Origin of the sequence: Anabaena sp. FACHB-83 (genome assembly GCF_014697485.1) — a bacterium.
Lineage (GTDB): Bacteria > Cyanobacteriota > Cyanobacteriia > Cyanobacteriales > Nostocaceae > Nostoc_B.
This window is the reverse complement of sequence record NZ_JACJRY010000003.1, coordinates 296142-309186: the sequence shown is the minus strand read 5'-3', so window position 1 is coordinate 309186 and position 13045 is coordinate 296142. Positions and strand designations below refer to the sequence as shown.

The window sequence follows — 13045 nt, the reverse complement described above, 5'->3', positions numbered from 1 at the left end:
AGATGTTTACCAAAAACCACCCAACAGCCAGAAAATTTTGGATTTTAGATTTCCCAACTCCCAATTCCCCACTCCCTAACTTCACAATTAGTCTATAAATCAAATAAGATTGGCTCTTGTTGTGGGAAAAGTTGTGAAACAAACAGATGTTGTCGTTATCGGTAGCGGTATTGGTGGTTTAAGTTGTGCGGCGATGTTGGCTAGATATGGCTTTGATGTGATTGTCTGCGAAAGTCATACCATTGCTGGTGGTGCAGCCCACGCTTTTGAACGTCAAGGATATAAATTTGATTCTGGGCCATCTCTGTATTCAGGATTATCCTACAGCCCTTCACCTAACCCTTTGCGGCAAGTCTTAGACGCTATTGGTTCACAACTTCCCTGCGTTAACTACAATACTTGGGGTTGCTGTTTACCAGAGGGTGATTTTGACACATCGGTAGGGGCAGAACAATTTTGTGATGTGTTAGCCAGACTACGCGGGGAAGATGCGGTCATTCAATGGCGAAAGTTACAACAAGTAATGCTTCCTCTAGCCCAGGCTGCGATCGCTCTGCCTCCGGCTGCGTTACGTTTGGATATAGGTGCAGCTATCACCGTCAGCCGTTTTGCGCCTACTTTAGCCCGTCACGCCGCCAATGTCCTCAAATTAACTGGGTCTTTCTCTCGCATCATGGATGGTGTTGTCAGTGACTCATTTATTCGCAATTGGCTGAATATGCTGTGTTTCCTCCTTTCTGGGCTACCAGCTTCAGGAACTAACGCCGCAGAGGTAGCGTTTATGTTTGCTGACTGGTATCGCCCAGGAGTCCAGCTAGATTATCCAGTTGGCGGGAGTGGTGCTTTAGTGAATGCTTTGGTGCAGGGGTTGGAAAAACACGGCGGTGAGTTAAAACTAGGGGCGCATATTGAACAAGTATTAGTCAAAAATCAACGGGCTATTGGTGTGCTTTTGCGTAACGGTGAAGAAATTCGGGCGCGGCGGGCTGTAGTTTCTAATGCCTCGGTTTGGGACACACTGAAGTTAGTCCCGCCAGAAGCCTTGCCAGACAAGTTTTGCCGCCAACGCCAATCAACACCAGAGTGTGATAGTTTTATGCACCTCCATTTAGGTATTGATGCCCAAGGTTTACCAGCTAATTTAGCCTGTCACCACATCATCGTGAATGATTGGGACAAAGGCATCACTGCACCGCAAAATCTGGTTTTAGTATCGATTCCCTCAGTTATTGACCCGTCTCTTGCGCCTCCAGGTAAGCATGTGATTCACGTTTATACTCCAGGGAATGAACCCTATAGCCTTTGGGAAGGGATGGACAGGAAAAGTTCAGAGTATGAACAACAAAAGCGATCGCGCTCTCAAATTATGTGGCAAGCTCTAGAACGCATCATTCCTGATATTCACTCTCGTTGCGAAATCACATTGGTTGGTACACCCCTCACTCACGAACGCTTTTTACGCCGTCACCGTGGTTCTTATGGCCCAGCCATTTCCGCCGATGTTGGTTTATTCCCCAGTTCTCTGACACCCCTATCCGGCTTGATGTGTTGTGGTGACTCAACATTCCCCGGTATCGGTTTGCCCGCCGTCGCCGCCAGTGGCATGATAGTCGCCAATACCCTCGCCCCCGTCAGCCAGCATTTAGCAATGCTCAAGGATATTGGTTGTATTTAATTTACCAATAAATTTATAGCGGTAGTCAGAGATGTGAGGATAATTTGAAAGCTTGAATGCCAGGAATATTAAGACTTTTCTCTTGCCTGGTTGGTGAGCGAACTTGTACTGAGCGCAGCCGAAGTAGCCGAACCACTGCCTTCTGCCTCCTGCTATATAATAATGATTATCATTTTAATTTAACTTCAGCCTATGTCCGTCAAACCATTAAACCTCCTCCAACGTCCCCGGCGGTTGCGTCGGACTGAAAAGTTGCGCCAGATGGTGAGGGAAACAACTCTGAGTGTGGATGACTTGATTTATCCGATGTTTGTGATGGAAGGCGAAGGGCAGAAAGTAGAAATTGCTTCTATGCCAGGATGTTATCGATACTCTCTGGATTTATTACTCAAAGAAATCGCCGAAGTATCTAGTTTGGGCATAAATGCGATCGCACTTTTCCCCGTCATCCCCGAACATAAAAAAGACGACACAGGTACAGAAAGCTACAACCCAGAAGGATTAGTACAAGAAACAGTCAAAGCCATTAAACAAGTTGTTCCCGATATTGTTGTCATCACCGATGTCGCCCTTGACCCCTTCACTACACATGGTCACGATGGCTTAGTTGATGAACGAGGCACAATTTTAAATGACCCAACGGTAGAAGTGTTAGTGAAAATGGCACTTTCTCAAGCCGCCGCCGGAGCAGATTTTGTTGCTCCTTCTGACATGATGGATGGAAGAATTGGAGCAATTCGTCAGGCGTTAGATGCAGAAGGTTACATCAATGTCGGGATTTTGGCATACTCCGCTAAATACGCCTCAGCCTACTATGGCCCCTTTCGAGATGCGTTAGATTCTGCCCCGAAATTTGGTGATAAAAAGACCTATCAAATGGATGCAGCCAACGCTAGAGAAGCCATCAAAGAAGTAGAACTAGACATTGCCGAAGGTGCAGATATTGTCATGGTTAAACCTGCCCTCGCCTATCTAGATATTATTCAACAAATTCGCATAGCCACCCAATTACCAGTAGCAGCCTACAACGTCAGTGGTGAGTACGCCATGATTAAAGCCGCCGCTCAAATGGGTTGGATAGATGAAAAAAAAGTAATTTTAGAAACCTTGACCAGCATGAAACGTGCAGGTGCAGATTTAATTTTGACCTACTTCGCCAAAGACGTAGCGTTGATCAAGAAGTATGAAGTGTGAAGTTTGAAGTGTAAAGTGTAAAGTGTCCCATGACTAACAACATTGACTTGGCTATTGTTGGTGCAGGGCCTCATGCTCTCACCTTAACTACTCATCTATTGCAAAAACGGCAGTCAATTAGGGGGAAATTTTCGGTACTTGACCCTAGTGGGATGTGGTTGAGTGGTTGGAAGCAGCAATTTGCCGCTTTAGAAATTCCCCATTTGCGTTCTCCCGCCGTCCATCATCCCGACCCCAACCCGTTTGCTTTACGCAAGTTTGCTGAATCTCGTCCTCAAGAATTATTTCCCCCCTACGATTTACCAGGGACAAAGTTATTTGAGGATTTTTGCCAAGATGTGATTCAAGTTTGGCAATTGCAAGAGCAAGTAATTCCTCTGGCCGTCAAGGGTATTACACCTTTAGTTGATAATTTACGTCCCAAATTTCGCCTTGATTTGCAAGATGGACAAGAGGTAATTGCTCGGCGGGTTGTCTTGGCTACTGGTGGTTTTCAAATTCAATTACCAAATTGGGTTAAGGAAATCCCCACAACTTACCCACCAGACAAACTTTGCCACTCACAAAATATTGATTTACGCAAATCACACTTGACTGGTAAGAAAGTTTTGATTGTCGGTGGTGGTTTGACAAGTGGACATTTGGCTATCGGTGCAATTTTTCGCGGTGCAAAGGTGCATTTGCTGATTCGGCGAAATTTAGCAGAGAAGTTGTTTGATGCTGAACCAGGATGGTTGGGGCCAAAGTATCTCAAAGATTTTTTTGCTCAATCAAATTGGGAAAAACGCTGGACGATGATTCAGCAAGCCAGAAACGGTGGTTCAATGACACCCGCGATCGCAACTCAACTACGGCGACAAGTGCGGACTGGTAAAATCAGAATTGACGAACAATGTCAGGTGATCAAAGCTGAATGGTTAGGCGAAAATTGGCGTGTCGAATGTAGTGATCATAGCCAGCATGAGTTTGATTACATTTGGCTTTCCACTGGGACTAAATTTGATGTCACCACTGAACCCCTATTAACAGATATCCTCGCAGCTTATCCAACTCCCGTCATCAAAGGTTTGCCAGTGTTAGATACTAGTCTGCGTTGGCCTGGCTGTGAGTTATTTATTATGGGTGGTCTCGCTGCTTTACAAATAGGCCCAACAGCCAGAAATTTATCAGGTGCAAGAATGGCTTGCGAAAAAATTGTTCCAGCCATTGTCAAACCAAGTGTCTCCTTTTCTCCCAGCCTGAGTATAGCCAAAGCCAGTTAAAGCAATGCCGTTAAGCCTTGGCAATTTAGACAGCTTTTGAGCTAATATGATAACGATTATCATTATGACTTAATTAAGTCATTTTTTGGACTCAGTAGAAACTCGTTTTTAACGCTGACGATTATGACCCAACTAACAGCACCAAATACCAATCCTAGTTTTGATATTCCCAAACAAGGAATGCCCGTAACAATTATTACAGGATTTTTGGGTAGTGGTAAAACTACACTCCTCAATCAAATTCTCAAAAATAAACATGATTTAAAAGTTGCCGTTTTAGTTAATGAATTTGGCGATATTAATATCGATAGCCAACTATTAGTTTCTTTAGACCAAGATATGGTCGAGTTAAGTAATGGTTGTATATGCTGCACTATCAATGATGGTTTAGTTGATGCTGTTTATCGTGTGTTAGAAAGAGAAGACCGCATTGATTATCTGGTAATTGAGACGACTGGTGTGGCTGATCCATTACCAATTATCTTAACTTTTTTGGGAACAGAACTCAGAGATTTAACTAACCTTGATTCCATTGTCACAGTCGTGGATGCCGAGGCTTTTAATCCGCAACACTTTGATAGTGAAGCAGCTTTAAAACAAATTACTTATGGTGATATGATTCTCCTGAATAAAACTGACCTAGCGACTACTGAAAAAATTCGAGAGGTAGAAGAATTTATTCATGATGTCAAAGATGGTGCGAGAATTATACACAGTAAATTTGGTGAAGTTCCACTACCGTTGATTTTAGGTGTTGGTTTAACACCTAAACATGAATATATTGATGATCATGAACATGAACACCATGACCACCACGAACATCATGATCACGACCATGATCATCACCATCACCATCACGGACATCACTCTCATCATCTAGAAAATGATGGATTCGTCTCTATTGCTTTTGAGAGCGATCGCCCTTTTGATGTAAATAAATTTGAAAACTTTCTCACAGAAGAAATGCCAGAAAACGTATTTCGTGCTAAAGGCATTTTGTGGTTTAGCGATAGCGAGTTACGCCATATTTTTCAACTGAGTGGGCCACGTTACAACTTACACGCTGATGAATGGAGAAACACACCCAAAAATCAGCTAGTGTTTATCGGTAGAAAGTTGGATAGCAACCAAATCTATACACAACTTCACAAATGTTTGCTATAGTTAATATTGTTAAGTTATTAAGTAGAAAGACTCAATTAAAATTAACTTGAGATTAACGAGTTTCGACTACACTCAACCCTCTGTTAGTAAGCCTAACGAGCATTGAGCGTTCGCGTAGCGTCTCCCTTGGGGAGAAGTCGAAATGCGTCTTCTAAATAATTGTGTCCACCTACTTATCAAAATTAGTTAATAGTTATATCTAGCTACGAAACTATTAACTAATTGATAAATTTATCCCAATTAAACCAATAACAATGACTCTATCGATTCGTCCCGATACTACTTGTACTACTCAAGTAGTGTCATCTTTACCTACTCAGCAATTGCCAACTGTTACAGAAGCAGAAATGGTGCAGGCTGTACGTACATTGCTAATTGGATTAGGAGAAAACCCCGACCGCGAAGGGTTAATAGATACTCCCAAGCGTGTTGTAAAAGCATTGAAATTTCTCACCAAAGGGTATAATGAATCTCTAGATGAACTGCTAAATGGAGCAGTTTTTACTGAAGATGCCAATGAAATGGTATTAATTCGGGATATTGATATTTTCAGTTCTTGCGAACATCACATTTTACCGATTATCGGTCGAGCGCACGTTGCCTACATTCCCAATGGTAAGGTGATTGGATTATCAAAAATTGCGCGTATTTGTGAAATGTATGCACGCCGTTTACAAGTCCAAGAACGTCTGACTTTACAAATTGCGGATGCGTTACAAGGTTTACTCAAACCGCAAGGGGTGGCGGTTGTAGTCGAAGCCACTCACATGTGTATGGTGATGCGTGGTGTACAAAAACCCGGTTCTTGGACTGTGACAAGTGCAATGCGCGGTGTGTTTGCGGATGATGCACGCACTCGTGAGGAGTTTATGAATTTAGTGCGACACAATGTTAATTTTCACTCCTAATACCAATTCGCAATGACGCTCGTTCCTCGCTAACGCAACTAAGAAATCTAGCTCCAGTAAGACTTGCCTGATTTCTATTTGTCGCATTCTTTTCTTAAATTGGTATAAGTTTCATTTGTAGTAGACGTTTTGTTGTGATGTAGAGACAGAAAATTTTTTGTCTCTACATTTTTTATCAAATCAGCACTCAGCAATTATGCAGGCTTTTTCCCGATAATTGTCCGGTGGCGGGGGTCACTAGCAACTTCAATTGTGGGTGAAAAACCTGCTTCCTCTAAGGCTGCTGGAATGTCGAAACCGTAATAATCATCACTCCAAGGTTCAGTACTTTTCATTAAAGTATACAGAGCAGGAGGGAGATTTTGAATTACAGGCGATCGCGGGTTATTATCTACCAAGGCAATGTAACCACCCGGTTTGAGTAGTCGTTTAGCCTCCGCGAAAATTTCTTTGCTGGCGTAGCTTGGCAATTCATGACACACAAACTGAAGTGTCACCAAATCAAAGGAATTATCTGGTAAGCCTGTATTCTCGGCCTTAGCATGAACCCATTGGGAAACCTCATTATTGACATCCCTAGCCTTCGCCACAGCCAGCATATAGGGCGACAAATCTAAACCCACAGTCCGAATTGGCTGCTCTTGTTTCTGTTGATAGTAACGGTGCAGCGCCATCGTAGATAAACCTATCGAGCAGCCAATGTCCAAAATTTCCCTCACCTCCAAAGGGCCGTAAGCTGCCAAAACATCATGAAAAGTTCCTCTGAGTCTGGCGTGAGCCGCTTCCCAAGTCAGGTTTTCTTGCGGCCAAACACGCAAAGACATAGCATAGGTAGCTGACTCCGCTTCAAAAGCCGCTTCCCAACAAAGATTACCCTCAGCGTAAGCATGGAATGGTACTTTGTAATATTCTGGATACACAATTTCTGGGTTAGTAACTGCCCCTAGCAATTGTTTTGTCATCAGCCCTTGTAAAGCTTCAGAGTTTTTGCGCCAGGGAATCCCATTCTTTTCTGCTGTTGTGATTAATACTTGCCGAGCTTGGTATTTCATCACATTGTAAATAGGTTTGGTCTGGATTAGCAGATTAACGAACTTGGAGAGTATGCTTTCACCAGCCCAATCAGGTTTGACTTTATTTTTCATCACTTTGAGGAAATGAAGCGATAATTGCCTATACCTATTTTAAGTTTGATTGCTGCTTTCAAAAGCATTGTTTTTTCTATTCTTGCTTTTAACTTCCCCAATTTAAGGCGCTTGTGTCATTTAACCTCAGTCGGTAGGGTGCGTTACGGCTAACTATCACTTTCCTAAGTTCCGAAATCCTTACATAGCCGTAACACACCCTACTTAATATTTACCTTGAGAATCAGCTAATAACCATTTTTATCTAGGAGCGTTTCAAATTCTGCTTGCAAAGCCCTAATATCTGCAAGTCTGGCTACAACTAAATTATTTTGTCCTGCATCACTTAAACGTGCTTTCCAATATTGAATACTTTCGGAATGATTTACCCAAAACTTAACTACTGTGTCTACTACTTGGTCTACATCCCAGCCCCATTTTGCGGGTACAGGTTCAACTGTTGCTATAAACGCATCGAGTGTGCAGATGTGTGTGCCTAAGTATTCCACACCTGCATACTGTGGTTTTTCCATACTCTGTTGTTGATGGTTGAAAAACTGCAAAACGGGCGATACACCGACAATATCGAAAGTATATTTCATTGAGTTCATCCCAATAATTTACTACTTACAAGGAGATTTATCTGGTGAAAATTATGCTTGAAAAGCGTCTAATATCATCTCTAAAAAAAGAGAATTTTTAGCTTATATCTGAGGAAATAAACCTCCTTATTTATTAGCACTCTCCAGCTTAGAGTGCTAATTTTGAGCCTATTTAATTGCTGTATTACTAAAGAGTTTCCTGCATGTTTTTCTAAAAGCAACCTAGTTTTAATAATTTTTTAAATTTGGGATTTTAAGGCTGGTATTTTGGTAATCACTTGCTGGTAAGCTGCTGTATCTAGAGCATCAGAAGTAAATAAATGCAAAAACCACAGCTAGATAATTAATCAGCTGCGGTATGGTAGTTATGCTGTAGGTATTATTTCTGGGGTTGTGCTTAAATCACCGCATCTTTGACTTGACGTTTTTTAAGAAGCTGGATATCAATGGCCGCTCAAAAAACAAGTAAAACCAATAAGCAATGATGAGTGAGTGCGATCGCCCCAAATCCAGCGATAATTACAATGCCTTAGATGAGTGAGTGCGATCGCCCCAAGTCCAGCAATAATTACAATGCCTTAGATGAGTGAGTGCGATCGCTCCAAATCCAGCGATAATTACAATGACCTAGATAAGCGAGTGCGATCGCTCCAAATCCAGCGATAATTACAATGCACTCAAAGTAAGCATCCACCCTGGAGTTCTTACTAACACTGGTCACACCCAGATAAATCAATGGTTGTGAGAGCCAGTGTTGTGCATCTCTACTGCGCGTTAATGGCTCAATCTTTTTTAGGAACACTAACTCCAGCCCCCCAGCACAAAATTCAGTATGGATGTTGAAGAGTTTTTGAGTCGTTTTCAACATTTCTGTATTTACAGCAGTTTTCATGCAATTGAACCACAGCAGCCCAGGTAGCGGCACAGCATCCACAAACTTCTGGTATATACAATAATCTTACTGATGCCTTACCCCTACAGCGTGGTCTATTTACCTGAAAATGGCTGTAATAATATTCAATAAATTACTAAATTTGCGATATTAAAATAAATTAATCACTTTTATAAACAATATGCTTGATAAGGAAACAGCAGCAAATATAGTAAAAGAGTATATTACAAGAGAAATACCGGTCTCAGGCGATGAGATGGTTATTATACATGAAAGAACTATTGAGAAACAATGGGGGTGGGTATTTTTTTATCAGGGTAAGCGTTGGGTAGAGACAAATGATAGACGCTATAAAATATTAGGTCTTTATCCTATAGTTATCGAAAAAGAAGATGGAACATTAAATTACTTAACCCTTTTAAAGACTATTGAAGAAAGTATACAGGCTTACGAAGAAAAAAGAAAATTGACTTCTTAGTTGACAGTAAATAACGTAATAATTTTGGAAAGCATATTAATTATTATAAGCAATTTGTTACGGTGAGTAATGAAGCTAATGGCAATAAAAAATTAAGTGAGTGACAGCAATTTTTACAAGCTAATCGGAAACTGATGCTATATCTTAACCGCTTTCCCTTGAATGTCGTCAAACCCATATTAAACGACATCAGGCTTATAAATAATATTTGGTAACTTGTTAAAAACTTTGATTTATACATATTTTGTTGGGAAAACTAAATTTAAGTATTAAAGATAGTTAGAAAGCCATGTCTCGTCAACTAGCAGTAATTCTTGAAGATGAGGGTGCTTGTAGCTTGCCCCCAGATATGGATTTAAAAAATGAAGGACTGATTTTTGGTAATAACTTGCCTGTAGCTGATGTTTTACTTGAAGACATTGCATTAAAACTGGGGATAACTCCTCTTAGTGCATTTATGAAAGATGAGGGGGATGATGAAGATGAGGCTGAAGAATTACAAGGTAATTCTCAGTGGCATAACCCAAAACAGGGGCTTGATACTGTTGAGAAACTCTTCTCATATCTTTTAGCCCATCCTCAAGTTGACAAAAGCCCTGAAGGTGCATGGTGGCTTTTGTGGGACTTGCGTGCTTTGGAGTTGATATTACGTAAAGCTGTGCAAAAACAAACTCGCTTTTATCTTGTTGCGTGGTAGCGATCGCAATTTTCTCCCCCTGCCTCCCCTGCTTCCCCAGCCCCCCAGCTTGCGAGGCTCGACTTCGCAAGGAAGTTAGGCAGCACTGGCTACTATAAAGGCTGGATGTAAAAGATTCACAGACTTTATAAAATCGCGTTCCTTGAATGATTTTCTTACTTAAAAAATTGTCAAAATAAATTAATTAACCACCTGATGTTCGGACATAAATTTCTTGTCCTTGAGAATTGTAGACGACGATTGGTAAATTAGAATTCTCACTAATGACTGTGAGTGCTTCTTGTAAAGCTTGCCAATGACTATTTTCATTGGTGGTTGTGGGATTTTCTGGATTAGCTGGTGACAATTGGCCTTGAATAACTTGTTCATATTCAGGGGTGAGTCTGACAATAATTCCGGTGTAATTTAAGGTAAAGTTACAAATCCGAATTTCCCTAGTACAAGTTTGAGCTAATTCAACGCGGGCTTCTTGCCAAGCATTTAGTTGTTGGACTTTGGTTTGGGCTTGCTTGAGTCCTTCAGAATAAGGTGCGATGAGACTTTGTGCTTGGTTGTAGTACAAGCTATCTTGAGCAATATTTTTAGCTGTTTGTAAAGCTTGTTCCCAGTATGCAGCCGCAGCTTGCCATTGATTGAGTTTTTCGTAGGCTTGGGCTTGTTTGGCAATGTTCAGTGCTTGGAGGTAGCTTTTCGCTGCTAGTTGTTCTAAGGTGGCACGATCGCGCGATCGCGCTAATTGTGGTTTATATTCTATTAGCAGCTTTTGGGCTTGGGGATAAGCCGGACTAGTTGGCGGAATTGCATTCAAAGCGTTAACAGCAACTTGCCAAGTAGACTGTACCTTTTGCCAGTCTTTTAAAGATTTGGCAGAAGTTTGCCACTTCATTGCTACACTAGCTACCCCCTTCGCGGCTGTTAATTTCTTCAACCATTGTTCTTGAGCAACTAACTGCTTATTAACAGTTTGTAAATTAATCCGATACTTCAGTAATTTTGGCTGGATGAAATTATAAAGTTCGCTATTAGGGTTAACTGTTTCTAAAGGAACGATCGCTTGTCGCCAAAGATGTTGTCTGGCTTGTAATTCTTCTAAACTATTGGTGGGGGTTTGGGTTTTTTGTTCAGCCGTCGCACCAGCTTGCAAAGCCGTAACCACCTGATTAATTTTGTCGGACTGTGTAGCCAAGGTAGTTTTGAGTTCCTGGGCTTGTTGATGACGGGGAGACCACTGCGGAATTACATTCAAAGCTTCGCTGGTTGTCTCTAATTGTTGTTTAACTCTGGTTAATTCATTTTCTGACTTTGCACGATTCATCAGTTGGCGAGATTCTGTTTTGAGTTGCATCGCCGCTTCTAACTCTTTGCACTCAGACATCACACAAGGCTGACTTAATAAATAACCACCAATTCCTAAACCCACAATCACCACCAAACCTACACCTAAAAATAGTGGTGAGAAAACTAACAAAGGTTTACGGCGATTAGAAGTTAAATCTGGTGCATCCGCTAGGGGATCATAAGGTGTTTCGAGTTCTGAATCTTCTAAAGTTTCGGCGATAAATGCTGAATCAGTATTTACCGCCTCTGAGAATGAAGCATTGGCGGGAAATCCAGCCGAATCTCCAAAGCCGTTAACATCCTCACTTTCCCAAATTCCTAAATTTTCTTCTCTTTGCTTGATGGTTATTACACGCTTGGCATAGGGAAGCTTTTCACTGGTGACTCTGATAAAACACTGTACCCGTTGCTCCTTGTAGGTTGGTAAGGATTGAAGTGCATCCTCAATAACCTCAAAAACTTGTTCTGTGTCAACTGTGAGACCAACGGGATGTTGAATCAGAATCATTAACTCATCTTTGTTGACTGCACACCTAATTTGGAAGACTTTACCCGATGGAACTTGCGCCAGAAGTTGTTCTTGCAAAGTTCTGGCTAATAGCTGTAAATCTTCCTGCTGGACTGCCACTGTCATAGAGCGTTCCCGCTTATTATCTATAATTGTTTTTTTATCGTTGAAGGAAGTAAATGAATTGCTTGGGTTCTTTGAATCCAGATGCACAATTTAACCAACCATAGCCAAAAATAAAATAGACCAACTTTCTAACATAAATTTTGACTGTTATGACCAAATCTAATATCAGTAATTATTCGTATTTTTAGGATTTTTAATTTTTTTCTGCGCGAATTTACTAACTATGCCGATAGTAAAAGTCCAACAGGCATAATTTAATGATCATAATTAATTAGTGATTGGTTTGCCTCTGTTACTGTTTTGAGTTCACCAAATCTTAATTTAATAATTTACTTTTATAGATATCTCTTCCTGATTATGCCCAAACTTGCTTTAAAGTTTTGCTATTAGACTTGAAGAATAATTTCGGAGTCAAAAGTCAGAATGATTAATATTTTGTATTCTCTATACTTATCCCAAAATTAAACAATATACTGCCCTTATTTATCACAACCTTAACTAATTTGTTAACAGTCTCAAGTATGAAAAAAATGACAGCAGCGATCGCACTAAGGTTACAGTCAGTTACTCAGTCAAGTCTAAATGTTGCATTCGTTACAAAAATATTTCTATTTTGGGAAACTTACTCAGCCACAATTTTTGACACAACAGCTAATTTTGTTATATGCTGTCAATCCCACTGAGAAGATTGATGACAGTATATAAATTTAGTTATCTAGCAGTCTTATTTGATATATCAACAAAGGAGACAAGGAGGACAAGGGAGAGAGATTGTAAATCATTGAGGGCAGATTCGATATTTATGAGTTACAGCAACTGATTGAAAAAAGTAATGAGTAATGACTTAGGAATTTACTTATTACTCACTACTTATTACTCATTACTTAATACTTATGGTGTACCTCACTTACTTCCAAAGTGCTGTATATGGGTTAATGTTAGAAAATCATTTGCGGCATTTGCTGAATCCGATAGAATTGAACCATAAAAAATTAATGTATAAAGATGAACTAGACTTGATTATGCAATTATGGTGCTGTAAAAAAGAAACAACAGCACCATAAAAATACTGTTGGT

12 protein-coding genes are annotated in these 13045 nt (G+C 40.6%); 8 read left to right on the top strand and 4 right to left on the bottom strand.

The window, feature by feature from the left end:
• The first annotated feature begins 133 nt into the window (after positions 1-133).
• The 5 genes from H6G79_RS05490 (at position 134) to folE (ending at position 6203) form a co-directional block, all read left to right on the top strand.
• Positions 134-1675: an FAD-dependent oxidoreductase gene (locus H6G79_RS05490; protein ID WP_190591590.1), complete on the top strand. Its 1542-nt coding sequence runs from the start codon at positions 134-136 to the stop codon at positions 1673-1675.
• Positions 1676-1867: 192 nt separating this feature from the next.
• Positions 1868-2869 (top strand): porphobilinogen synthase, encoded by a 1002-nt coding sequence (hemB, locus tag H6G79_RS05485; RefSeq protein WP_190591589.1) that lies wholly within the window; start codon positions 1868-1870, stop codon positions 2867-2869.
• Positions 2870-2898: 29 nt separating this feature from the next.
• The gene (locus H6G79_RS05480; protein ID WP_190591588.1) at positions 2899-4131 is read left to right on the top strand and encodes an FAD/NAD(P)-binding domain-containing protein; all 1233 of its coding nucleotides are present in this window, start codon (positions 2899-2901) and stop codon (positions 4129-4131) included.
• Between the two features lie 123 nt (positions 4132-4254).
• The gene (locus H6G79_RS05475) at positions 4255-5295 is read left to right on the top strand and encodes a GTP-binding protein (RefSeq protein ID WP_190591587.1); all 1041 of its coding nucleotides are present in this window, start codon (positions 4255-4257) and stop codon (positions 5293-5295) included.
• A 254-nt stretch (positions 5296-5549) separates the two neighbouring features.
• Positions 5550-6203: a GTP cyclohydrolase I FolE gene (folE, locus tag H6G79_RS05470; protein WP_190591586.1), complete on the top strand. Its 654-nt coding sequence runs from the start codon at positions 5550-5552 to the stop codon at positions 6201-6203.
• A 194-nt stretch (positions 6204-6397) separates the two neighbouring features.
• Here folE and H6G79_RS05465 read toward each other — a convergent pair whose 3' ends face one another.
• From H6G79_RS05465 to H6G79_RS05455, 3 genes are all read right to left on the bottom strand, one after another.
• A complete protein-coding gene (locus tag H6G79_RS05465) occupies positions 6398-7348 on the bottom strand; it encodes a class I SAM-dependent methyltransferase (protein WP_190591585.1) in 951 nt (316 codons plus the stop codon).
• A gap of 227 nt (positions 7349-7575) precedes the next feature.
• Complete coding sequence (locus tag H6G79_RS05460; protein WP_190591584.1) at positions 7576-7929, bottom strand: hypothetical protein; 354 nt, start codon at positions 7927-7929, stop codon at positions 7576-7578.
• Between the two features lie 568 nt (positions 7930-8497).
• Entirely contained in the window at positions 8498-8821 is a 324-nt protein-coding gene (locus H6G79_RS05455; protein WP_190591583.1) for a hypothetical protein, read from the bottom strand.
• A gap of 181 nt (positions 8822-9002) precedes the next feature.
• On the opposite strand from H6G79_RS05455, the gene H6G79_RS05450 reads away from it, so the two are divergent.
• Together H6G79_RS05450 and H6G79_RS05445 are read left to right on the top strand one after the other, a co-directional pair.
• A complete protein-coding gene (locus H6G79_RS05450; protein WP_190591582.1) occupies positions 9003-9299 on the top strand; it encodes a YrhB domain-containing protein in 297 nt (98 codons plus the stop codon).
• Between the two features lie 289 nt (positions 9300-9588).
• Complete coding sequence (locus H6G79_RS05445; RefSeq protein WP_190591581.1) at positions 9589-9996, top strand: hypothetical protein; 408 nt, start codon at positions 9589-9591, stop codon at positions 9994-9996.
• 184 nt (positions 9997-10180) lie between these two features.
• Here H6G79_RS05445 and H6G79_RS05440 read toward each other — a convergent pair whose 3' ends face one another.
• Entirely contained in the window at positions 10181-11968 is a 1788-nt protein-coding gene (locus H6G79_RS05440) for a hypothetical protein (RefSeq protein WP_190591580.1), read from the bottom strand.
• 893 nt (positions 11969-12861) lie between these two features.
• Between H6G79_RS05440 and H6G79_RS05435 the strand changes: the two genes are divergently transcribed.
• Positions 12862-13032, top strand: a complete 171-nt coding sequence (locus H6G79_RS05435) for a hypothetical protein (protein WP_190591579.1) — start codon at positions 12862-12864, stop codon at positions 13030-13032.
• The last annotated feature ends 13 nt before the right edge of the window (positions 13033-13045 follow it).

Bases quoted from the DNA above. Each gene is read 5' to 3' on its own strand.
- hemB (WP_190591589.1), top strand. From the start codon at position 1,868: ATGTCCGTCAAACCATTAAACCTCCTCCAACGTCCCCGGCGGTTGCGT.
- H6G79_RS05480 (WP_190591588.1), top strand. From the start codon at position 2,899: ATGACTAACAACATTGACTTGGCTATTGTTGGTGCAGGGCCTCATGCT.
- H6G79_RS05475 (WP_190591587.1), top strand. From the start codon at position 4,255: ATGACCCAACTAACAGCACCAAATACCAATCCTAGTTTTGATATTCCC.
- folE (WP_190591586.1), top strand. From the start codon at position 5,550: ATGACTCTATCGATTCGTCCCGATACTACTTGTACTACTCAAGTAGTG.
- H6G79_RS05465 (WP_190591585.1), bottom strand. From the start codon at position 7,348: ATGAAAAATAAAGTCAAACCTGATTGGGCTGGTGAAAGCATACTCTCC.
- H6G79_RS05460 (WP_190591584.1), bottom strand. From the start codon at position 7,929: ATGAAATATACTTTCGATATTGTCGGTGTATCGCCCGTTTTGCAGTTT.
- H6G79_RS05455 (WP_190591583.1), bottom strand. From the start codon at position 8,821: ATGAAAACTGCTGTAAATACAGAAATGTTGAAAACGACTCAAAAACTC.
- H6G79_RS05450 (WP_190591582.1), top strand. From the start codon at position 9,003: ATGCTTGATAAGGAAACAGCAGCAAATATAGTAAAAGAGTATATTACA.
- H6G79_RS05445 (WP_190591581.1), top strand. From the start codon at position 9,589: ATGTCTCGTCAACTAGCAGTAATTCTTGAAGATGAGGGTGCTTGTAGC.
- H6G79_RS05440 (WP_190591580.1), bottom strand. From the start codon at position 11,968: ATGACAGTGGCAGTCCAGCAGGAAGATTTACAGCTATTAGCCAGAACT.
- H6G79_RS05435 (WP_190591579.1), top strand. From the start codon at position 12,862: ATGGTGTACCTCACTTACTTCCAAAGTGCTGTATATGGGTTAATGTTA.